This window comes from Bacillus cereus group sp. BfR-BA-01310, from assembly GCF_022664325.1.
GTDB lineage: Bacteria > Bacillota > Bacilli > Bacillales > Bacillaceae_G > Bacillus_A > Bacillus_A paramycoides.
In genome coordinates, this window is the sequence record NZ_JAKUHD010000001.1 from 427154 (window position 1) to 451503 (window position 24350).

The window sequence follows — 24350 nt, forward strand, 5'->3', positions numbered from 1 at the left end:
AAAACGGAATAAAAAAGAGACTTTCTCATCCCAAAAAGGGACGAGAAAGTCTCCCGCGGTACCACCCTAGTAGACCATATACAAATGTATAGGATCCTCTTTATATTCTTAACGCGAATATACGCCTACGCTTACTACAAATGTTCAGCGTGGAACTCCAGGGTGATATTCCCATTATCTCCTTATCCTGAGCTTACACCATCCTCAGTTCGCTATATAAGGTATGAAAAAGGTACTTATCCCTATCTTCGTTTTTCTTAATAAATATGTTGTTTAAAATTATATGTAATAATGAGAAAAACGTCAAGCTTACACTGTTTCTTCTTTTTTCAACAGCTCGTCTACTTCGTCTTCTAACTCAATTAGTTTATCCCAATCGTCGTTGTTTAACATTTCAAGTTGTGTTTCTAATAACATACGGAAACGAGTTCGGAATACTTTCGCTTGTTTCTTCAACTCTTCAATATCAAAAGCAACTTTTCTTGATTTCACTAATGCTTCGTTAATGATACGATCTGCATTTTTTTCTGCTTCACGTACAATTAATTTTGCTTCTTTTTGTGCATTACGCTTCACTTCTTCAGCAGCCTCTTGTGCGACAACGATAGATTTGTTCAGCGTATCTTCAATATTAGAAAAATGATCTAACTTTCCTTCTAATTGTGCAACCTTTTCTTCTAAAGCTTTTTTCTCACGAATGACTAATTCATAATCTTTGATGATTTGATCAAGAAACTCATTTACTTGATCTTCATCATAGCCACGGAATCCGCGACCAAATTCTTTGTTATGAATATCTAATGGTGTTAACGGCACAACGCCACCTCCAAGTAGTTATCTAAATTTCCTCTTTCAATTATATCTTTTCTTCGACAAAATAAGAGAATTTCCTTCTAAAAAACCAATCATTTTAGTATACCATACAAAACTCTCCATTTGTCGCGCTTCGTTCTACCTTCTACGGAAAATAATTTACTTCGTCCATACCCTCTAATAGAGAAAACATCCCCTGGAAAACATTCATACGAAGTTTGCTCTACTGTTTTCCAATTGACTTTTACTAGACCATTTTTTATGAGGGGTTGTGCTTTTTGCCTAGATATATGTAACATTTCAGCTAATAAAACATCTAGACGAAGTGACGACACAGTACCAGATTTTTCTCCCCATTTTTCACTTACCTGCAAAATTTGCTCTACTTGTATAGGAGAAAGTGTGACTTTCATTTTCCCTATTGATTGTAAGTTCATTTCAATATACGATACAACTTCTTTCGCAACTGCAATTTGGGCACGATCTTCTTGCAGCAAAATATCACCACATTTTTCCCTTGTTAAACCAAGCGACATGAATGCACCTAATATTTGCCTATGTTCTAGCGTATAAAACTTGGAAGGATAGTCAATTTCTAATACTTCTACTTGAAATTCCTCTTCATTTAATTCTAGATAGTCTGGATAAATTAGTGCTCTTTTCCGTTCGGCTTCAGGCATCGCACCATCAAACCGTACAGCTACATCTCCTTGTCCTATTACCATAGAAACAATTTGTTGCTGTCTTGGATCAAGAAAGTCCGTTAACTTGACTTGATGGTACTCAGCTGCCTGTTTCCACTCTAATACTTTATCCACAAAGACCTCTTCATCAGGTCTAAAATGCTCGTAGATGCTCATGCATGTAACCTCTCGCTAAACAAAATAAAGAAATAAACTCGCCAATCCTCTACCAGCAAGATTCAATGTGAAAATCGCGACAATTGGAGAAATATCAATCATACCAAGCGGTGGAATAAATCTCCTAAAAGGCTCTAAATAAGGTTCGCAAATGCGTGCAAGAAAATCACCAAATGCTGATTCTCTTGCACCTGGGAACCAAGACAAAAGAATGTAAATGATAAGCGCATAGGAATAAATTTGAATAGCATAATGCAATACTGTTAGAACTGTTATCATGGCGTATTACCACCTCTTTATATTCGTCTCTTCTTCTTCACCGAACAACTCTGAAATTGCACCAACAATATCTACATTTTCAGGTGTACACATAAATGTTTTCGGGCCTATTTTTTGAATATCCCCGCCTATAGCGTATACAGTACCACTTAAAAAGTCAACGATACGTACAGCTTGATCTGTAGACATTCTCTGCAAATTAATTACAACAGCTCGTCTACCTTTTAAGTGATCCGAAATGCCTTGTGCTTCCGAATATGTGCGTGGTTCTAGTAAAACAACTTTTGAAGGTTGCTTTGCTGTTTCAATACTCACAACATTTTGCTTCGGTTGCACTTTCGCAAACGGAACATCTTGTTGTTCTGGGGGATCTTGTTGTTTTTTCATGTCTGTTTGCTCCTTTTCATAACCATATTGAGCTGCTTCTTTTTCTTCCGGTGTGTCAAAAAAGAAGTATTTTACTTTTGACCAACTCATAATAACTTTCTCCTTCCTTTTACACTTTTCCTACTAGAACCGTTCCCAAACGAATATATGTAGCACCTTCCTCAATTGCAATCGTGTAATCATTGGACATTCCCATTGATAATTCTTTACATGGTGCATGTAATAATTCTAGCTCCTGAACTTGCTTTTGTAGCATGCGCAATTCCTTAAAGCAGCGACGAATCTCTTCCTCTTCTTCTGTAAACGGAGCCATTGTCATCAATCCTACCACTTCAATTTTATCCAATTCTTGCAAACTTTGAATAAAAGAAATTGTTTCTTCTATCGCCAATCCTTGCTTTGATTCTTCAGATGATGTTTTCACTTGAATAAAGCATTGAATTTTCTTTTCAGCACGTTTTTGAATTTCTTTTGCAAGCGAAAGACGATCTAATGAATGTAAATAATCAATCTCATTAATGATTTCTTTTACTTTTCTCGTTTGCAATGAGCCAATAAAATGCCAATTCACTTTTGAGCCGAAATGCTCATATTTTTGTAAAAAACCTTCATTTCTATTTTCACCTAAATCGATAATTCCAGCTTCAATTACTTCGTTTGTTTTTTCAATTCCTACAGTTTTTGTAACTGCAACGAGCTTAATATCTTTCACCGAACGTCCAGCTCGTGCACAAGATTTTGTAATCGCCTCGTTTACAACTGCTAGATTTCCTTGTACTGTCACTTGCTTCACTCCTCCTTAAAACCTATGAAACTCAACATTCTCCCTGTCTTACCTTGATCACGACGATGAGAGAAAAAGAATTGTTCTTCACAGCTTGTACAAAGAGATGACATTACAATATGTTCTTCTTTTATACCTGCTTGTACACATAATATACGATTAACTTCTTTTAAATTAATTGCATACTGTCCATCAGAAATTACTTTATAAGGAACAGGACCGTTTACTACTTGCTGAGCTGCTGTTAATACTCGATCATCAACAACATAACAACATGATCCGATTGCTGGCCCAATTGCAACATGAATTTCATCACTTGAAACACCCTCTGCATTCCACTTTTGAATCATTTCTTTCGCAATCTCTTTTACAGTTCCTTTCCATCCAGCATGTGCAAGTCCTATCATACCATGTGATGGTGCATAAAAATAGAGTGGAACACAATCCGCGTAACAAGATGTTAAGAGTACATCTGTATTAGTTGTATAAATGCCATCCGTTTTTGGAATACCGTCTTCATATAAATAGACGCCTTTTCCTTTTTCTTGTTGCCCTACTTTTTCAACATGATGATCATGAACTTGTTCAGAACAAATCCATTTTTCTAATGGTTTTTGTAACTTATTCGCTAAAATGCGTCTGTTTTCATGAACATTCTCCACGATATCATTCACATGTAATCCTAAATTCATCGCATGAAAGGAGCCTGTACTTACCCCACCATCTTTTGTCGTAAATCCAGCAGTAATGTTTCCAAGTTCTTTCCACGCTTGTAAATACAGTATACCGTCCACATATTTAAATGGTTCTCTCATAAAGCGGCTCCTTTTAATTAAAATAACAGAAAAAAAGCATGGTACTTCCTGTCTATTTTACCATACTTTTATTTTTTCATAATGACAACAGAAAAAAAAGAGGAATTTGTAATATTCTTTAAGAAATTGTCGGTGTTTGTATTGATTCTGTTACAGAATTAACATGATCTACTTTTACAAGTATGACATCTTCCCCAATTTTCATAATTTGTTCCCAAGGAATTACAAATTCTACTTCCTTCCCAAAGAGTCCGAGCATTCGTGCCTGCTTAGAAATAATAATCGCCCTAATCTTTCCTGTGTCTATATCAATATCAATATCTCCAATATTCCCAAGCCTCTTTCCATCTGAAACATTTACAACATCCTTCATTTGAAACTCCGAAATCCGTATCATATTCATCCTCTCCCTTATATCGCAAATTGTAAGTACGCAGACCATTATTTCTCACATAAAGTGAAACTTTAATCAGTGGGGGTTTTGTTCATCCCCCACTGATTATTAGCCCTCACCAATCGGGCTTTTACAGGCAGCCCGACTCCCACCTAACTCCTTTGCTTTGCAATCAAATCTTGTGGTGGGGAGTCTTACTGCCCGCAAATAATGGGATTAACAGGAAGTAACCGCTACTCAGAGAAACTCCATATCGTTTTCATTATATGAATCCGTCCCCCCTACTATGAGCGTCAACTCCATTACATATAAAAAGGCCTCACCATAACTGGTGAGGGCCTTATCCTTGAATCGTTTTATTCATTTGCTTAATAGCAGACTTCTCCAAACGTGATACTTGCGCTTGAGAAATCCCAATTTCTTCAGCAACTTCCATCTGTGTCTTTCCTTGGAAGAAACGTTTTCGAATAATCATTTTCTCACGATCATTTAAACGCTTCATCCCTTCTTTCAACGCTAGTTCTTCAACCCACTGCTCGTCCTTTTGTTTTTCATCACTTAACTGATCCATAACAAAGATAGGATCTCCTCCATCGTTATAAATTGGTTCAAATAATGAAACTGGGTCTTGAATCGCATCTAGCGCAAAAACAATCTCTTCATGTGTCACTTCGAGAACTTTTGCAATATCCATTGCTGTTGGTTCTTTTGAATTTTCAGCAATCAACTTTTCTCTTACTTGCAATGCTTTATACGCAATATCGCGCAATGAGCGAGATACGCGAATTGGATTATTATCACGCAAATATCTGCGTATTTCCCCAATAATCATCGGCACAGCATACGTTGAAAATTTAACATTTTGGCCTAAATCAAAGTTATCAATGGATTTCATAAGTCCAATGCAGCCAACTTGAAATAAATCATCAACATATTCTCCTCTGTTATTAAATCTTTGGATGACGCTCAGTACAAGACGTAAGTTTCCATTCACTAATTTCTCTCTTGCGCTTATCTCTCCACTTTGCATTTCACGAAATAATTTACGCATCTCTTCATTTTTTAGTACTGGAAGTTTAGCTGTATCAACACCGCAAATTTCTACTTTGTTTCTCGTCAAAGTGTTCCCTCCTATCGGGAGTTGCTGTACAGTGTAAAGTATTTCCTTTGAAGGGGATTTTATGCATATGGTTTTCTCATCATTTTTCATAAACGTTTCATTTCCTAATGCAACAAAAAAGAATAAGACCAGCTTGGATCCCAAGCTGGTCTTATTCTTTACACCATTTTATTAAATTCTTTTCGTAATCTTTTTATAATTCTTTTTTCCAAACGAGAAATATAAGACTGCGAAATTCCGAGCATATCCGCCACGTCTTTTTGTGTCTTTTCTTCTTCACCAGCGAGCCCAAATCGAAGCTCCATAATTTGTTTTTCACGATCATTTAATTGATGCAATGCTTTCATCAAAAGATGACGATCTACAGTAGCTTCTAAATCTTTTGTAATAATGTCATCATCTGTACCTAAAACATCTGATAACAACAATTCATTGCCATCCCAATCTATGTTAAGTGGTTCATCAAAAGAAACTTCCGAACGATTTTTATTATTTCGACGCAAATGCATTAAAATCTCATTTTCTATACAACGAGATGCATATGTTGCTAATTTTATTTTCTTTTCTGGATTAAATGTATTCACTGCTTTAATAAGACCGATTGTTCCTATACTTATCAAATCCTCAATATTTATCCCTGTATTTTCAAACTTTCTCGCTATATATACAACAAGACGTAAATTACGTTCAATAAGCAGTGACCTCGCCGCTTGATCTCCTTTTGGCAATTTATTCAAAAGAACTTCCTCTTCTTCTTTCGTTAAAGGAGGTGGCAGTGCTTCACTTCCACCTATGTAATAAATTTCATCGGTCTTAATTCCTAGTTTCAATAATACTTTATACCAAAGGTATACTAAATAAAATTTCAATTTCATCATATTATCCCGCCTCTCATAATTAAGCGATTACCACTTTTTGTGAAATCAACATTTTCGGATGTACAATACATTGATACTCTCCATTAGTGGACAATTGCTGTGTGTTTAGCCCAATCAGAACCTTATTTACAACCACAGCATTTCCTTCGTGATAAACTTGAACACTATCTGGCTTAATCGCCCATAAAAATTGATGTTCTATCCCTACTGCCCGAAAAGGAACTAAACGCAACCTTGTCGCCCATCCAGAATCATTTTCTGGTATTTGAGGGATTTCTGTTTTGGAATAAATCTGCGCTGTCAACCAAGTTGGTAAACAATGCTCTAATGATGAAATATGCATAATCATAACAGGTGTTTTGGTTAAAGGATCGTGAAGTTGGTTCCCACTATCAATTAGACCGTCTAATTCCAATTCATACTCTGCTAATTGGATCTTTACCTTTACAATTTGATCATAATGTATTTTTGTAACTTCTACACTTTCAATACGTTTCTTGGAGAAATAATAAATAATCGGAAAACCAAGAAAAACGAATAACCAACTGACAGGATCTCCATAAGAAATCGATTTCGCTTGAACTAATCCATTTACCATTTCATTTGTTTGCAAAAAGAAATGAGTTCCAATTAATCCTCCGCCAACTATAAAAGTTACAAAGTAAAAAGTAAAAACGGTTTGTGCATAATTTCTAAACGTTGAAAATCCAAATGCTGTATACACAATAAGTAACGAGTACAGTAGTTTCATAATTGGATGTGTCATCATAGAAGCAAAGGGAGTAAAGGCGAAAATAACAATGGTTGAACCTATAAATGCCCCTAACACTAGCCTCCATCTTTTGATCCTCTTTTTCAACACGGTAGCTGTTAATAAAAGTAAAAGAAAATCAATGCAGGCGTTTAACAACCAAACAACGTCGGCGTAAACAACCAAACAATTCACCTCTTTTTTTAAGTTGAGACTAGTATAATGCATATCCACTAGGAAAGTGTGTCAATTTGCGGAGGGGTTTTTTTGTTATTTTGTGATTTCTAGACATAATCTGTCGGTAATAAATAAAAATATTTTTTTCATAGAATAATATAGATTCCTTACTTGTATACATTATGAATGTGAACTATATGTACACAAAAATATAAAGGTCTCCATTGACAAGCAATAAAAAAAGACCTGCTTAGCAGATCTTTTGCATTCAGACAACAAAAAAAGGAGCATGAAAGCTCCTTTTTTTTATCGTCTACGACGGTTACGTAAAAATGCTGGAATATCGATATCATCTGAATCTGTATGACGCTCATGTACAATCGGCTCTTCACGTTTCATTTCACGTTTTACTTCACGCTGTTTTGAAGGTTGAGCTACTGGTTGTTGCTGTTGTGCATGATTCACATTCGGACGGATAATTGGTTTTGGTGGCTGCATCGCAGCGCTATCATCAAAACCAGTTGCAATTACAGTTACAACGATATCATCTTTTAGCCCTTCATTAATAACAGAACCGAAGATCATATTTACTTCTGGATCCGAAGCTGAAGCTACAATATCTGCCGCTTCTTGCACTTCATATAAACTTAAGTTTGCTCCACCCGTAATGTTCATAATAACACCTTGAGCTCCATCAATAGATGTCTCTAGTAATGGACTAGAAATCGCTTTTTTCGCAGCTTCAGCAGCACGATTTTCACCATTACCAGAACCGATACCCATTAAAGCAGAACCTCTATTAGACATAATTGTCTTTACGTCTGCAAAGTCTAAGTTAATAAGACCTGGTGTAGCAATTAAATCAGAAATACCTTGAACACCTTGACGTAACACGTTATCTGCTTCACGGAACGCTTCTAACATTGGCGTATTTTTATCAACAATTTCTAATAAGCGGTCGTTTGGAATTACAATAAGTGTATCTACATTTTCTTTAAATGCTGCAATACCAGATGCAGCTTGCGTTGCACGCTTACGTCCTTCAAATGTAAATGGACGTGTTACAACACCAACTGTTAACGCACCTAGTTCTTTTGCAACTTGAGCAACAACTGGAGCTGCACCAGTTCCAGTTCCACCGCCCATACCAGCAGTTACAAATACCATATCTGCACCACGAAGTGCTTCTTGGATCTGTTCTTTACTTTCTTCCGCAGCTTTTTTCCCTACTTCAGGGTTCGCGCCTGCACCAAGTCCACGCGTTAATTTGCCACCAATTTGCATTTTTATTTCAGCTTTTGATAGATTTAATGCTTGTGCATCAGTATTCACAGCGATAAAGTCTACACCTTGCACACCGTGTTCAATCATACGGTTTACAGCATTGTTTCCGCCACCGCCGACACCGATAACTTTTATATTCGCTAATTGATCTTGAGTAGTATCAAACTCTAACATGTCGAAATCCCCCTAGAACCTCATTTTTCGTGTCCAATTTTAATCCCATAAATAACGGAATACACGTTTTACTTTTGACATCATACGGTCATCATTTTGATTATTATTGTTTTGATTACGAGTTTTTTGCTTTGCAGGTTGCTGTTGTACCGGCGTTGGTGCTGGTACTGGTTCAAAATACTCTTGCTTATCCTGCACATTTTTCCCACGTAATTTAGCTTTTTGATAAGAGTGTTTAATTAATCCAACTCCAATTGTATATTGAGGCTCACGAACACCAATATAATCAGGAGTTGCTATACGAACATTTTCATGTAAAATATCATACGCAAGATCAAGAACACCTGGCATAGAAGCAATTCCACCAGTTAGTACATATCCAGAAGCTACTTGTTTCACTCCTAACTTACGCACTTCATCTTGAACAAACATTAAAATTTCCTCTACACGAGCCTCGATGATATCCGATAATTCCAATTGAGAATATTGTTCTGTTTGATCGCTTCCCATAATAGGAACCGTAAACATTTCTTCTTCAGATGCTGTATCATAAAAAGCATGTCCATATTTCAGCTTAATTTGATCTGCATTTTCTGTCGAAGTTTTCAGCCCAATCGCTATATCCTTCGTTATATGATCTCCACCTAATGGCAATACGCTCGTTGCTTGCAACTCTCCATCTTTAAAAATAGATAACGTAGTAGATCCTCCACCAATATCAACAAGGGCTACTCCTCTATTTCTTTCATCCGAAGATAAAGCAACTGTCGCAGCAGCTAAAGGTTGCAGACAAATATCAACAATTTCAAGACCTGCTTTTTCTACACAACGAAGTAGGTTATGTAGTAAAGTTCTCGAGCCTGTAATAAGTGTACCTTCCATTTCTAATCTTACACCGATCATCCCGCGTGGATCGTTAATCTCGTCAAGACCGTCTACAATGAACTGTCGAGGTACCACATCAATAAATTCACGTTCAGGAGCAATCGACACAACTTGTGCTGCATCTAGAACGCGTAAGACATCTTCATTCCCGATTTCACGATCTTCATTTGATACAGCGACTACTCCGTGACAAGGGAGCAACTGTACCTGGTTTGCATTGACACCTACTACAACTTGCTCAATGTGGATCCCCACCATGCGCTCAGCTTGTTCAATTGCTTTTTTAATTGATCGAACAGTCTCGTCTATATCAACTATCGATCCCTTCTTCAAACCATTTGATTTTACGTTTCCAACACCAATAATGTTTAAGCTGTCATTAACCATTTCACCAATGATGACTTTAACATTGGATGTACCGATGTCAAGACTAACATATATTTCATTGCTGTTCATTCTTTGGCACCTCCTTCTTTATTTATACCATACAACTCAATATATGGAACAACAATCGCAACTTTACTATTTATAAGAAAAATATTCAACGTCTTTATACGTTTCCCTTTTTTAACCCTATATTTTTCTTATTTTTATTTAACATTCATTTAAGAATATCGCAGTAAACTGTGGATAACTGCTTTATCTTGAAATAATTCCATTTCAAGCGTAAAGTTTACCGCCAAGTATAAGTCTACACTAAGATGTACTTGTAGAAAAGTGAAACTTGTACCAATCCTAGTATGAATCTAAGAAAATTTACATATTTTTCATCAAATGAAGCATTCTCGTAAATTAGTATGCATATAAAAGAACATTCATTTTATTTTATCCGTAAAAACGTCGTGAAAACGACCATTCTATTCCTTTTTTTCTTCAGCACCTAAATCCTTCGTATATGCGCCTACTTCTAAGTCAATTAAAACCTTCTTACCAGGTTCAATTGTTTTTATAATAAGTGGATAAGCTTCCATTCGCTTTGCGAAATTTTGAATAGTGGTGCTTACTTCATATCCTTCATTCATATATAAAGTAAGATGGTCTTCATTTGCGCTCGTTGGTGTATAACGAATTTCAGAAATAGACCTTAAAATAGCCGGCGTTAATTTTTCTAGTTCTGCAATTAACTCCTTCATTTTCTCCTCTTTAAAAGGTTCAAAAATTGGTGCTGCAACAGGAAGTTTACCATTCGGAAGTACATCGAGTGTTTTCCCGTTTTCTAACAACGGTTGTAATTTTCCATCTTTGTTTATATAACCAATCGTTAAATATTCTTCAATATGAATGTCAATTTTGTTAGGAAAACGTTTTTTTACATTTACCGCTTTAATTTCTTTGCGTTTCGTTAAGTTTTCTTCTGCTTTATGTGCTGTTACTCGGAAATAACTTGTATCATAGGTCACACCAGATTCCTTCATAACTTGTTCATCTGTCATATAATGATTTCCAAACACACTTATCTTTTTTATATTACTAAGCGGAGACCGAAAATAAATTAAAAAGAGTACTAATAAAAATAAAATTGATATGTATAAAATTAAACGATGATTAACAGGTTTTTTATTCTTTTTCTTTTGATTCTTTAATTTTGGTACACGATCTTGTAGTTTAATCACTTTACTATTTTTCATGTACGATCCCCCTACGTAACATAAAGAACGGCATGTTCTTCATGCCGTTCTTATCTTCTTATTATAACATAAATGATAATGAGCGGAACGAATAACCGTTATCTTCCAATGATTTCTACTTCTGTATGCATATCTACACCAAATTTATCTTTAATTGTATGCTTTATCAATGCAATCAAATCTAATACATCTTGCGCTGATGCAGCCCCAGTATTAATAATAAAATTTCCATGCATTTCAGAAATTTGAGCCCCACCTATTTTATAACCACGAAGCCCTGCTTTTTCTATTAAATTTCCTGCAAAATACGGGATTGGGTTGCGAAATATACTTCCTGCACAAGGATGATTCCACGGCTGCGTTTCACGGCGGTAATCTTTATTCTTTTGCATGCTACTTATAATTTCCTCACGCTCTCCTGCCTGTAATTGAAACTCAGCTTCCAAAACAATACCAGGACGTTTCCTTTGTAATACAGATGTACGATAGGAAAATTCCATTTCATTATTCGTCAGCCAGTCAATTGTACCATTTTCAAACAAAATACGAGTCTTCGTTAATATATTCGATATCTCTGAGTTATGAGCCCCTGCATTCATATATACTGCACCACCAACACTTCCTGGAATACCACTTGCAAATTCCAATCCAGCTAATCCTTGGCGACTAAGTAAAGTTGACAATTTAATAAGAGGATATCCACCACCAACTCTTACTCTATTTTTTTCGACTTCTAAGTGGTCTAATCCTTCTCCTAAACGAATAACGACACCTTCTATACCTTGATCAGATATGAGAAGGTTTGAACCGCGACCAATTGCAGTCCACTCTTTCTTATATTTCTTTACTAACTCTAGCGTTTTCTCAATACCGGCAACATGCTTTGGCACAATTAAAATATCAGCTGGTCCACCTATTTTCATAGTCGTGTAACGTGCTAACGGTTCGTTAACTAACACGCGACCAACATTTGCTTCTAAAAGCTCTTTTACTAATTGTTCCATAACAATCTCCCCCATATTAAGTCTCCTTATTACAGTAATATGCAGGGCGTTCACCTAATGTTATTTTTTAATAAGCTTGTTCATTACTTCATACAGCTTATTTGCTGCATCTGGAATACCTAGTTGCTTAGCAGCCAGTTTCATGTTTTGTAATGTTTGTGCATCTAATAAAATTTCATCAATATCACGAATAAGCGTTTCAGATGTTAAATCTTTTTCAAGTAGCATTTTAGCTGCTCCTTTATCAACAACTGAACGTGCATTTTTTTCTTGATGGTTATTTGTTACGTACGGACTTGGAATTAATACACTCGGCTTTCCTAACGCTGTTAATTCCGCAAGCGTTGTAGCTCCTGCTCTTGAAACAACAAGATCTACACCAGTCAGTACCTCCGGCATATTATGAATGAAAGGTTTAATAATAACATTATTCGGATTCCCTTTTTGTTTCACGGCTTCCATAACTTTATCATAATGTACTTCACCGGTTACATATAATACTTCGTAACTTTTATTCCCAAATTGTTCAATCGCTTCTACAAAAGCATCATTAATCGGTCTAGCTCCGCGACTCCCACCAAAAATAAGTACGGATTTTTTAGGAAGAGATAGTCCTACTGAACGTTTCCCTTTCATTCCATTTTGATCCATTACTTCTGATGCACGTGGATTACCTGTCATAACCACTTTTGACTCAGGAAAATGCTCTGCAGCTGCTTCAAAGCAAACAGCAACTTTATCAACATAACGACTTAAAAATTTATTCGTTACACCAGGTACACTATTTTGTTCGTGTACAATAGTTGGAATACCTAATTTGGCCGCAGCATAAACAACTGGACCACATACATATCCACCAGTGCCAATAACAATATCAGGATTAAAACGACGAATATATCGTTTACTATCTTGAACACCTTTTAAGAAACGCATCACTGTTTTTACATTATCGAGAGATATTTTTCGTTTAAATCCACTGATAACAATAGATTGAAACGGTATACCTGCTTTCGGTACGATAGTACTCTCTAATCCATTTTCCGTACCAATGTATAAAAACCTTGCTTCCGGATTTAATTTTTTTATTTCTCTAATTAAAGCAAGAGCTGGATAAATATGTCCTCCAGTCCCCCCACCACTAACTAATACTCGCACTACAAATTCCTCCACTTCCCTGTTCTTATTCAATCGTATTTATTTCTATATACATATTGTATTTTCACACACATACGAAAAACCCTGTCTTATAAACAGGGTTTAATAGCGAGAATGGCGACTTATATTCAATAATACACCTACTGCCATTAACATTAAGGTCAAACTTGATCCACCATAACTTAAAAACGGCAAAGTAATACCCGTAACAGGCATTAGTCCTGTTACAACACCAACATTAATCATTACTTGAATCGCAATCATCGCCACAATACCTACTGCTAAAAACGTACCATATAAATCTGGCGCTCCTAATGCTATACGAATCCCGCGCCATAGTAATAGACTAAATAATAATAACACAAATGAACCGCCAATAAAACCTAATTCCTCGGATAAGATTGCAAATATAAAATCTGTTTGTGGTTCAGGCAAATAAAGAAATTTTTGTCTACTTTGTCCAAGTCCAAGCCCAAATAAACCACCAGGTCCAATTGCGAGTAACGATTGGATAATTTGAAATCCGCTTCCAAGCGGATCTGACCATGGATCTAAATAAGATGTAATCCGCTTCATTCGATATGGTGCCGATGCAATTAACCCTACAAATCCTGCTACGCCAAGTAATCCAAACATTGCAAAATGAAAGACTCGTGCTCCCGAAACAAATATCATGATGATACATGTCCCAACCATTACGGTTCCCGTACCAAGGTCTGGTTGTAACATAATCATCCCAAAAGCAAGAAATACAAAACTAAGAGCTGGTAGTAAACCACGTTTAAAAGATGTAATTAATTTTTGTCGTTCCGCTAAAAATTTTGCTAGGAAAATAATCATCGCGAATTTCATAAACTCTGACGGTTGGATAGAAAATGCTCCGATTCCAATCCAACTTCGCGCGCCCCCACGAACGAGACCTACTCCAGGAATAAGAACGAGAATAAGAAGAATGAAACAAACTAGCAAAATTACTTTTGAATACGTACGCCACACCCAATAATCAATTTTCATTATAAAAAACATAGCTACTACCCCAAGGCTTGCAAACAACAATTGTCTTTTTGCAAAAAAGAATGAATCTCCCATTTTATAAGAGGCCCAAACCGCACTCGCACTATAAACCATAATCATTCCGATTGTTAACAACGCAAGTGTAACGATGATGAGAATAAAATCAGGCGTTTTCTTCATTATCCATGAACACCACCTCTTTGGGCAGAACCTTTTGCCCTATGTAACAAAACATCAGTAGGTGTTAGCCTACTGATGTTTTGATTTACTTTATATAAGTTTATGCACAGCTTGTATAAAAATGTCTCCTCTTTCTTCAAATGTTTTAAATTGATCCCAGCTTGCACATGCTGGTGAAAGAAGAATAACGTCACCATCTGTAGAATGAGCATAAGCTTTCACTACTGCATCCTCTAAAGTATCGACACTTTCAATTACATCTAATCCTGCTTTTTCTGCCGCTCTTACTAATTTAGGGGCAGTTTGTCCAAATGTTACAATCGCTTTGACATGTTTAAAGTATGGAATTAAATCATCAAATTCATTTCCACGATCAAGCCCGCCAGCTAATAACACAATCGGTTGTGTAAACGCAGATAAAGCTTTCTCAGTCGCTAACATATTCGTTGCTTTTGAGTCATTATAAAACTTACGGTTATTAATAGTTGTTACATATTCTAAACGATGTTTTACGCCTGTAAAACGTTTTAACACTACCGTAATTGCTTCATTAGAAACACCTAATAATTTCGCGATACTCATCGCAGCTAAAATATTTTCTAAATTATGCTGACCAGGTAAAACGATATCACTTACTTCAACAACTTTTTCACCTTTAAAATAAAGAGCGTTATCTTTTATACACGCACCATCTTCAATTTCTTTCGTTGTCGAGAATAGTATTTTTTGACCTTTACTATAAGCAGATAAAGCCATTACCTCTGCATCATCTGCATTTATTACACTATAATCGTTTTCTGTTTGGTTTTTGAAAATATTTGCTTTCGCTAAACCATACTCTTTCTTCGTCCCATGATAATCTAAGTGAGCCTCAAATAAATTTAAAAAGGCTGCAATTTTTGGTTGGAACGATTCTACTCCCATCAATTGGAACGATGAAAGTTCTGTAACGACAACTTCATTTTCTATCGCGGATTGCGCAACTTCACAAGCTACAGTACCGATATTCCCCGCAATAACAGGATGTTTTTGTCCTTCTTTCAACATTTCAAACGTTAACATAGTCGTTGTTGTTTTACCGTTAGATCCTGTAATCCCAACAAACGGTGCTACTGAAATGCGATATGCTAATTCAACCTCAGTTACAACCGGAATTTGCTTTTCTTTCGCCGCTACTAATAGTGGATTAGAATATGGAATTCCTGGATTTTTTACGACAAGTGAAATGTTTCTCTCCAACAATTCTAACGGATGTCCACCACACACAACATCCATTCCTTTCGCTTGTAATTCAGCAGCAAGTACATTACCCGCTAATGGTTTCCCATCATTTACAATAACGTTTGCTCCTAATTTTTTTAATAAAGTAGCTGCTGCATAACCACTTTTAGCAATACCTAATACAAGAACATTTTTATTTTGATATTCAGTTACAGTTTTCAATTACATCCACACCCCGATATAAATTCCTAGCACAGCTAATAAAAATCCTACAGACCAAAACGTCACAACAACGCGCCACTCTGACCAACCACATAATTCATAATGGTGATGTAATGGGCTCATTTTAAAGACACGCTTTCCTGTTGTTTTGAACGAAATAACTTGGATAATAACAGATAAAGTCTCCATTACGAATACGCCGCCAATAATAACAAGTAGCAATTCTTGTTTTAACAAAATCGCTACAGCTGCGATTGCACCACCTAAAGCTAGAGAACCCGTGTCCCCCATAAATACTCTCGCTGGATTCGCATTGAATACTAAAAAGCCAAGTACAGCTCCTACAACTGCCATACAGAAAATCGCTACCCCAAATTGTTCTTGAGCCACAGCAATAATACTAAATGCTCCGAATGCAATAGCAGCTGTCCCTGATAATAAACCATCTAAACCATCTGTTAAGTTAACCGCATTCGATCCACCAATAAGCATAAATAATACAAGAACAAAATATGCCCAGCTCAGTTCGAATTTAACATCAGTTCCCGGAATCATGATATACGTGTGAAATGCTTGCCCTTTTCCAATTAAAAAGAACGCAATAGCAATTACAAGCTGACCAATCAATTTTTGTTTTGATGTTAAACCAAGATTTCTTTTCTTAACTACTTTTATGTAGTCATCTAAAAACCCGATTAATCCGTACCCAAATGTAACTAATAATAACAATGATACTTCTGCACCTAAATGGTTAAATTTAATCGCCATAATAAGCGTAGTCACCATCATAGATACATATATGACAATACCACCCATCGTTGGTGTCCCTGATTTCTTTTGGTGTGACTTCGGTCCTTCGTCACGAATACTCTGTCCGAACTTTAACTTTCTTAAAAATGGAATAAATAATGGCGAAAGGGCAACAGAGATTAAGAATGCTACCCCAGCCGTTACTAATAAACCTTGTTCAAGCACATGTAGTCCTCCTCTCATGCTGTTACTCTTCGTTGTTTAAACGCTCCGTGATTGCTTCTTTAGCGACTTCACGATCGTCAAAATGATGAACTTCTTTACCAATAATTTGATACGTTTCATGCCCTTTACCAGCAATAATAATAATATCTTCTGCTTTCACTTTTGAAATCGCATAGCGTATCGCTTCTTTCCGATCAACAATTACTTCATAATTATTCCCTTTTGCACCGTTTATCATATCATCTAAAATAGCCACTGGATCTTCACTTCTTGGATTGTCTGATGTGTAGATTGCTTGAGATGCATATTTAGTTGCGACACTTGCCATCACCGGTCTTTTCGTCCGATCTCTATCACCACCGCAACCAACAATACAATATACATCACCTTTTGCGAACTGTTTCGCTGTTTTCAGTACGTTCTCCAAACTATCCGGTGTATGTGCATAATCGACAATAACTGTGTAATTCTGTCCGCCATCAACAACTTCAAAACGCCCAGGAACACCAGCTAGCTGTTTAATTACGTCAATAATTGTTTGTAAGTTCACGCCTGAAACAAGCCCTGCTGCTGTAGCAGCTAATACATTGTATACGTTGAACTTACCAATTAATTTCATCGTAACATTTACACTTTCATATGGTGTTACAAGTGTAAATGTTGTGCCACCGCTCGTCATAACGATATCTTTTGCCATAATATCACTTGAAACCTCTATACCGTATGTAACGACAGTAGCTGCCGTACTTCTCATATACTCTTCCGCGACTGGATCATCACTGTTTAATATAGCGTACTTTTCACGATTATGATTAAAACTATTGCCCAGCTGCGCAAAAAGCAATCCCTTCGCATGTTTATATTCTTCCATCGTATTATGATAGTCTAAATGATCTTGTGTTAAATTCGTAAATACTGCAACATCATAATCGCATCCGTGTACACGACCAAGATCTAAAGCATGAGACGAAACTTCCATTACTGTGCTATCCACACCTTGTTCAACCATTTTTAAAAACGTCTGTTGAAGTGTTAGTGCATCTGGTGTTGTATTTTTCACCTCAAATGTTTCATCACCGATTTTCATATTAATCGTTCCAATTAGCCCTGTTTTATGACCATGTGCGCGCATAATTTCATCCATAATATGCGATGTTGTTGTCTTTCCATTTGTACCTGTAATACCGATTAAATGTAACTTGTGTGTTGGTTGGCCATAAAAGTAATCAGCTAAAACCGCTAACGAACGAAAAGTATTTTTCACAAGTACAACTGGAACGTCAACATCAATTGGTCTTTCCGCAACAATAGCAGCCGCTCCTTGTGCGGCTGCTTGCTTAGCAAAGTCATGGCTATCAACCGTATATCCTTTCATACATACAAATAAGCTTCCCTCTCTCACTTTACGTGAATCAGCTTCAATAGATGTTATTTCTGGATTTTCTTTTGGAACAACTGGAAAATCATGCAAACATGATACAAGTGTATGCAACTTCATTTCACTAAACCCTCTCTACATTGTTTATTTATCTCTTATTTTTAAGTTAGTACCACGTTACCTCCTAGTCATATAAAAACTGGAGGTAAGTGCTACTACAGTCTAATAAATAGACTTATTTATTAACGAGACACTTATAGTCTCAAATAAAGCAACTCTTCTAAAAAGAACTCACTTCCACCAATTGTACCATAAAACACAATCGGTTACCTTTAATTCCCGAAGTAAATTCTAATTTTCGAACCTTCTTTAACTTTCGCACCAGCTTCTGGTGATTGTTTAATTACTTTCTCTCCATCACCACTTATATCAAGCTTCAAATCGACAAGTTGTGTTTGTAAATCTTTCTTCGTCATACCAATTAAATTTGGAACTTCCACAGTTGGTGTATCGCCCCATTTATATTCTTTCTCAACTTGCTCTTTTCTCGGCTCCACTCCCATAACAGGAAGTGCATCTCGAAGAATATTCCCAACAATTGGAGCCGCAACAACTCCACCAAATTGAGTGACTCCTTTCGGATTATCAACAGCAACGTAAACAACAATTTGTGGATCATCTGCTGGAGCAAAACCGATAAAAGATACAATATAGTTATTATCTAAATATTTTCCATCTTTCACCTTTTGAGCAGTTCCGGTTTTTCCACCTACACGATATCCATCAATATAAGCACCTTTACCGGACCCTTTCGCTACAACATTCTCTAATGCATAACGAACTTTCTCTGAAGTTTCCTTGGAAATAACTTTTCTTTTCGCAACAGGCGTTTTTTTGCTGACAACTTGATTATTCTTCGGGTCAATAAATTCCTTCGCTATATATGGTTGATACAAAGTTCCACCATTTACAGCAGCCGCTACTGCCGCTACTTGTTGAATTGGTGTAACCGAAACACCTTGCCCGAATGAAGTCGTTGCTTGCTCGACTGGACCAACTTTATCTAAGTTAAATAAAATCCCGCTACCTTCACCTTGCAAGTCAATTCCGGTCTTCTGTCCAAATCCGAAATTGCGAATGTATTTAAACAATCGGTCTTTACCAAGACGATCACCGAGTTCAATAAATCCCGGGTTACAAGAGTTTTGAACTACCTCTAAAAACGTTTGGCTACCATGACCTCCAGCTTTCCAACATCGCAACCTAGCTCCACCAACTTCAGCTGCTCCATCATCATAAAACGTATCTTTCTCTAAGTCTACTAAATTTTCATTCAAGGCTGCGGCTAATGTAATAATCTTAAATGTTGACCCAGGCTCATACGTACTCCATACAGGTAAGTTTCTGTTATATACTTCCGGAGAAACACTTTGAAAGTCTGCTGGATCAAAACTCGGTCGACTTGACATACCTAAAATTTCACCATTTTTCGGATTCATCGCAATTGCTATCATACCGTCTGGATTATACGTCGATTCCGCAATATTCATTTCTCTTTCCATAATCCTTGTAATGCGTGAATCAATTGTTAATCCTAAATTCAAGCCGGCTTCTGGTTTTTTAAAATCATCACCAACGTTAGGCATTCTCTGCCCTTTCGCATCTGCAAAAAATCGCACATGACCTTTATCACCATTTAGCTCTTTGTCATAATATTTCTCTAGTCCCATAAGCCCTTGATTATCACTGCCCGCAAATCCTAATACGTGTGATAAAAAGTTACCAAATGGATAGTACCGGATGGAATCCTCTGCGATATAAACACCCTTTAAGCTTAACCCTCGTACTTCTTTCGCTTTATCATGCGATATTTTCCTTCCGCCTTTATCAAGCCTTACAATCGACTCTTTTTTTGTAATCCGCTTATAAATATCATCTTTTTCCACACCTAATACTGCAGCTAACTTCTCTGCAGTCTCTGCTGGTTTTTCAATTTGCCTCGGCACAACAAAGACGGTCGGTGCACTTTTATTCGTAGCAAGCTCCACACCATTTCGATCTAAAATTTTCCCTCGCTCTGGTTCAAAAGTAATATTACGACTCCATGAATCTTTCGCACGATCCGTTAACATATTCCCAAGAAAAAATTGCACATATCCAAGACGAATATCGATGATGGTGAAAACGAGTATTCCCGATATAAGTATAAAAATAAGTCGTTTTCTAACTGTTACATTTGATACACGCATATTGGAACAAGCCTCCCTTACGCCTAGCTTGTTCCAATATATGCTTGTACTTATTTAATTAGAACTTCTTCCCTATTACCATTATGGCTTTTCTGCTTCTTGCTGCGGCTCAAGTGGTGGTACGAGTGTTACATCTAATTCTGTACCAGGTTGCAACAATGTTCCTTCAGCCACACTTTGTTCCGTTACATACCCTGTACCAGAAGGTTTTAAGTTAAGCTTTAATGTTTTTGCTAAATTCATAACATCACGCAGTGCCCATCCCTGTATATTTGGCATTGTAGGCTTATCTCCTACTAAGAAGACTCGATCACCCTTCAATGTTTGTTCAGTCGCTTTTGGCACTTGTTGCTGCACTTTCCCTTCACCTAATACGATTGGACGAAGTTTTGCTTTATCAATTGCTTTTTTCGCTTCTTCCATCGTTTTTCCGGTTACATCTGGAACGACAGTTTGTTGCTCTTTCACATATTTTTTCGGATCTTTTACTTCATTTGGCTTAATCTTTAAATACTCTAAACTATTTTTCGTTACATATTTAAAGATATCAGCTAAAGGTTGAGCCCCGTTTTCATCATCTTTTAATTTCGGCTGTTTAACGGCCAAATACACAACAAGTTGCGGATCGTCCATCGGTGCCATACCTAGGAATGAGAATATATAATTCTCTCTTCCTGTCATATAGCCACCTTTTCCGTCAGGAATTTGTGCTGTACCTGTTTTACCACCGACTGAATACCCATCAACTTTATATGCAGTTCCTGTTCCTTTCGGTGATGTAACAACACGTTCTAGTAATTGCCTTACTTGCGCTGCTGTCTCTTTTGAAACAGGTTTTCCTACTTCTTCTGGTTTATGCTCTAGCTGCACTTTACCTGTTATTGGATCCACAACTTTATCAATTGTATAAGGTTTCATCATTTTCCCATCATTCGCAATCGCTGTTGCAGCTTGCACAAGTTGGATTGGTGTCACTGTAGAACCTTGTCCAAACGCTGTTGTTACTTGCTGTATTTGTTGATCAAATAAAATTGTATTTGACCCTTCACCAGATAAATCAATATTCGTTTTTTCGTCTAATCCAAAACTATGAATATATTTTCGGAAACGTTCTGGACCAAGTTTTTGATCACCTAAAATTGCAAACGCTACGTTTGAAGAGCGCTCTACCCCTTCATCAAATGTTATAGAGCCCCATCCAGCGCCGCCGTTATGATCTTTTATTTTGCGATTACCCACTTGATATGTACCAGACTGATAAAAGTCTTGCCCATTGTATACACCTTCATTAATGGCCGCAGCTAACGTGAAAATTTTCATTGTTGATCCAGGTTCAAATGCATTTGCAATTGCATCATTAAAATAATAATCAATATTACGTTGATTCGGATCGTAACTAGGTTTACTAGACATCGCTAATATTTTTCCCGTTTTCGGATCCGCAACAATTCCTATTAAACTTTTCGGATCATAATGTTTACTCGCTTCTTTCATTGCGTCTTCTAAATAACTTTGAATACGTTGGTCAAGCGTTAAATACACGTTATCTCCATTTTTTGGTGCCTTTACATTCACTTTTCCACCGTCAAGAGATACTCCTTTACGATCACCTGTATAAGCTACCTCACCATTAGAGGCACCTAAATATTTATCCAAACTCTTCTCTAAGCCAAATTGACCTACTGAGATTCCGTGTTCATCCGGTTTCGCATGACCTATGACGTAAGATGCGAAATCTCCATTTGGATACACTCTCGCATTTTCGGTAATAAAAGAAATCCCCGGCAATTTCAATGCTTCTATTTGTTCTTTCTGTTCTTTCGTCAAGTCCTTGCCTATTGTTCCAAATTCCACTTGACTTTTATCCTTATTTAAAGCGGCTAAAATCTGATCTTCGCCTTTTCCGAGTACTCCAGCAATTTTCTTTGCAGTATCCTCTTTATTCTCAACAGGTTTAGCACCTTTTAATTCCGCTACAATTTTATAGGAATTTGCATCTTGCGCTAACACATGACCATTTTGATCATAAATTGTTCCTCGATTCGCTTCGAGAACTCCTTTTTTACTATGTTTTTGCTCAGCAATTTTCTTTAAATCATGATTATCCACTGTTCCTGTTACTTGTATGTAAAAAAATCGGGCTAATAACAGCAAAAAGAGCAGGAGGAAAAATATCATAAAATAACCTGCTCCTTTATTGGTATGAAATTTGGTCATATTTCTCTTCATCTTTTCTTCACACCTATTTGCCTTACTTCAGGCCCTTCACGTTATTCGCATTAATTTCTAGCCCGTGTTTTTTTGCAACTTCAGCGATACGTTCATAACGACTTAACTTCTCTACTTCAGCCTGCAATTCTTGATTTTCTTTTTGTTGCTTCACAATCTGTTCTTCTATCGTCGCTGCTTCTACATTAACTTGATAAAGACCCGCTTTATTTCCAATAAAAGCTACACAGGCATATATTAAAAAGCCAATAAACGCTACATACAACAGCTTTTCAATTCTTGTAATTTTCGCTTTTACTTTCGGCTTAACCATCTGCTGTGGTGGCGTTTGAATTTGTACCTCTTCTTGCGCTTGTTGTTTGTACTTAACAGCTAAATTAGTCATACCTCTCTCTCCTTTTTATCTTTTTTCAGCGATTCTCAACTTCGCAGAACGTGCCCGATTATTTTCTTCTAATTCGATATCAGAAGGTAAAATCGGTTTTCTTGTAATAAGTTTTAATTTCGGCTTAAATTCATCCGGGATTATCGGTAGTCCTGGTGGTAATTGCGGCGTTGTACTATTTCGCTTAAACGTCGTTTTACAAATACGATCTTCTAAAGAATGGAATGTTATAACACTAACTCTTCCACCAGGCTTGACCATCTCAATTGCAGATTCCAACGCTTCTTCAAATACTTTTAATTCATCATTTACAGCAATACGAATCGCCTGGAATACTCGCTTCGCAGGATGTCCACCTGTTCTACGGGCCGGAGCTGGAATACCTTCTTTAATTAATTCCACTAACTCTCCTGTCGTTTCAATCGCTTTATTCTCGCGATACGCTTCAATCTTCCTTGCAATTTGCTTTGAAAATTTCTCTTCACCGTACTGGAAGAAAATTCTTACGAGTTGTTCATATGACCAGCTGTTCACAACATCATATGCTGTTAATGGGGCATCTTGATCCATCCGCATATCTAACGGTGCATCATGATGGTAACTAAAACCACGCTCTGGTGTATCTAATTGTGGGGATGAAACACCTAAATCGAATAAAATCCCGTCTACTTCTGTGATACCTAATTCATGTAGTTTTTCAGATAAATAACGAAAATTACTCTTCACTGTTACAAATTGTTCACCATAAGAAGAAAACTTTTCCTTCGCATTTTGAATCGCTATTTCATCCTGATCAAATGCTATTAATTTTCCACCATCAGTTAGCTGGGATAATAAATAAGAACTATGTCCTCCTCCACCCAGTGTACAATCTACATATGTACCACCCGGCTTTATATCTAAGCCATCTACTGTTTCTTTCAAAAGTACTGTTACGTGTTTAAACATTGTTGCACCTACTCTTTTTCCAATTAATTATGTTGAATGCATCTCTTCCTCTAAACGCATATTTTACTACTAGAGAACGAAATGCTACGAAAGAACGACTCATTTAACTTACCAACAAAGGCAGCATACTATACAAATCGCTATTTTATTTTATTATATAC

Annotated in this window: 23 protein-coding genes and 1 other annotated feature; all 23 genes read right to left on the bottom strand. The window is 36.7% G+C overall.

What is annotated here, in order from left to right; all coding sequences use genetic code 11:
• Positions 1-33: 33 nt before the first annotated feature.
• Positions 34-258 (bottom strand) — a binding site (T-box leader).
• A 51-nt stretch (positions 259-309) separates the two neighbouring features.
• Positions 310-816 carry a septum site-determining protein DivIVA gene (gene divIVA, locus MR109_RS02110; RefSeq protein ID WP_001131611.1) on the bottom strand — a complete coding sequence of 169 codons (507 nt, stop codon included), beginning with the start codon at positions 814-816 and terminating at the stop codon, positions 310-312.
• A gap of 89 nt (positions 817-905) precedes the next feature.
• Complete coding sequence (locus tag MR109_RS02115) at positions 906-1673, bottom strand: YlmH family RNA-binding protein (protein WP_048373984.1); 768 nt, start codon at positions 1671-1673, stop codon at positions 906-908.
• 15 nt (positions 1674-1688) lie between these two features.
• Positions 1689-1952, bottom strand: coding sequence for a YggT family protein (locus MR109_RS02120; RefSeq protein WP_002173147.1), 264 nt, complete (start codon positions 1950-1952; stop codon positions 1689-1691).
• A gap of 6 nt (positions 1953-1958) precedes the next feature.
• The gene (locus MR109_RS02125; protein WP_002173148.1) at positions 1959-2429 is read right to left on the bottom strand and encodes a cell division protein SepF; all 471 of its coding nucleotides are present in this window, start codon (positions 2427-2429) and stop codon (positions 1959-1961) included.
• 19 nt (positions 2430-2448) lie between these two features.
• Positions 2449-3123 (bottom strand): YggS family pyridoxal phosphate-dependent enzyme, encoded by a 675-nt coding sequence (locus MR109_RS02130; protein WP_002173149.1) that lies wholly within the window; start codon positions 3121-3123, stop codon positions 2449-2451.
• A 5-nt stretch (positions 3124-3128) separates the two neighbouring features.
• Positions 3129-3938 (bottom strand): peptidoglycan editing factor PgeF, encoded by an 810-nt coding sequence (pgeF, locus tag MR109_RS02135; protein ID WP_242270793.1) that lies wholly within the window; start codon positions 3936-3938, stop codon positions 3129-3131.
• Between the two features lie 118 nt (positions 3939-4056).
• Positions 4057-4335 carry a YlmC/YmxH family sporulation protein gene (locus MR109_RS02140; RefSeq protein ID WP_242270795.1) on the bottom strand — a complete coding sequence of 93 codons (279 nt, stop codon included), beginning with the start codon at positions 4333-4335 and terminating at the stop codon, positions 4057-4059.
• 337 nt (positions 4336-4672) lie between these two features.
• The gene (sigG, locus tag MR109_RS02145; protein WP_000197755.1) at positions 4673-5452 is read right to left on the bottom strand and encodes an RNA polymerase sporulation sigma factor SigG; all 780 of its coding nucleotides are present in this window, start codon (positions 5450-5452) and stop codon (positions 4673-4675) included.
• Between the two features lie 158 nt (positions 5453-5610).
• Positions 5611-6330: an RNA polymerase sporulation sigma factor SigE gene (gene sigE / locus MR109_RS02150; RefSeq protein WP_000976947.1), complete on the bottom strand. Its 720-nt coding sequence runs from the start codon at positions 6328-6330 to the stop codon at positions 5611-5613.
• Positions 6331-6349: 19 nt separating this feature from the next.
• Positions 6350-7267: a sigma-E processing peptidase SpoIIGA gene (gene spoIIGA, locus MR109_RS02155; RefSeq protein WP_242270797.1), complete on the bottom strand. Its 918-nt coding sequence runs from the start codon at positions 7265-7267 to the stop codon at positions 6350-6352.
• 297 nt (positions 7268-7564) lie between these two features.
• Positions 7565-8716 (bottom strand): cell division protein FtsZ, encoded by a 1152-nt coding sequence (ftsZ, locus tag MR109_RS02160; RefSeq protein ID WP_002173153.1) that lies wholly within the window; start codon positions 8714-8716, stop codon positions 7565-7567.
• 39 nt (positions 8717-8755) lie between these two features.
• Positions 8756-10057 (bottom strand): cell division protein FtsA, encoded by a 1302-nt coding sequence (gene ftsA, locus MR109_RS02165; protein WP_242270799.1) that lies wholly within the window; start codon positions 10055-10057, stop codon positions 8756-8758.
• Between the two features lie 401 nt (positions 10058-10458).
• Positions 10459-11229, bottom strand: coding sequence for a cell division protein DivIB (gene divIB, locus MR109_RS02170; protein WP_242270801.1), 771 nt, complete (start codon positions 11227-11229; stop codon positions 10459-10461).
• Positions 11230-11327: 98 nt separating this feature from the next.
• Positions 11328-12233, bottom strand: a complete 906-nt coding sequence (gene murB / locus MR109_RS02175) for a UDP-N-acetylmuramate dehydrogenase (protein WP_033719437.1) — start codon at positions 12231-12233, stop codon at positions 11328-11330.
• Between the two features lie 60 nt (positions 12234-12293).
• Positions 12294-13388, bottom strand: a complete 1095-nt coding sequence (gene murG / locus MR109_RS02180) for an undecaprenyldiphospho-muramoylpentapeptide beta-N-acetylglucosaminyltransferase (protein WP_025147785.1) — start codon at positions 13386-13388, stop codon at positions 12294-12296.
• Between the two features lie 102 nt (positions 13389-13490).
• Entirely contained in the window at positions 13491-14582 is a 1092-nt protein-coding gene (gene spoVE, locus MR109_RS02185) for a stage V sporulation protein E (RefSeq protein WP_002173158.1), read from the bottom strand.
• 90 nt (positions 14583-14672) lie between these two features.
• A complete protein-coding gene (gene murD / locus MR109_RS02190; RefSeq protein WP_242270803.1) occupies positions 14673-16025 on the bottom strand; it encodes a UDP-N-acetylmuramoyl-L-alanine--D-glutamate ligase in 1353 nt (450 codons plus the stop codon).
• A complete protein-coding gene (mraY, locus tag MR109_RS02195; protein WP_242270805.1) occupies positions 16026-17000 on the bottom strand; it encodes a phospho-N-acetylmuramoyl-pentapeptide-transferase in 975 nt (324 codons plus the stop codon).
• A gap of 22 nt (positions 17001-17022) precedes the next feature.
• A complete protein-coding gene (locus MR109_RS02200) occupies positions 17023-18498 on the bottom strand; it encodes a UDP-N-acetylmuramoyl-L-alanyl-D-glutamate--2,6-diaminopimelate ligase (RefSeq protein ID WP_242270808.1) in 1476 nt (491 codons plus the stop codon).
• A gap of 212 nt (positions 18499-18710) precedes the next feature.
• Positions 18711-20627, bottom strand: a complete 1917-nt coding sequence (locus MR109_RS02205) for a stage V sporulation protein D (RefSeq protein ID WP_242270810.1) — start codon at positions 20625-20627, stop codon at positions 18711-18713.
• Positions 20628-20708: 81 nt separating this feature from the next.
• The gene (locus tag MR109_RS02210; protein ID WP_459553067.1) at positions 20709-22856 is read right to left on the bottom strand and encodes a penicillin-binding protein; all 2148 of its coding nucleotides are present in this window, start codon (positions 22854-22856) and stop codon (positions 20709-20711) included.
• 22 nt (positions 22857-22878) lie between these two features.
• Positions 22879-23241 (bottom strand): cell division protein FtsL, encoded by a 363-nt coding sequence (gene ftsL, locus MR109_RS02215; RefSeq protein ID WP_002173164.1) that lies wholly within the window; start codon positions 23239-23241, stop codon positions 22879-22881.
• Between the two features lie 15 nt (positions 23242-23256).
• Positions 23257-24189 carry a 16S rRNA (cytosine(1402)-N(4))-methyltransferase RsmH gene (gene rsmH / locus MR109_RS02220; RefSeq protein WP_002173165.1) on the bottom strand — a complete coding sequence of 311 codons (933 nt, stop codon included), beginning with the start codon at positions 24187-24189 and terminating at the stop codon, positions 23257-23259.
• Positions 24190-24350: the final 161 nt, after the last annotated feature.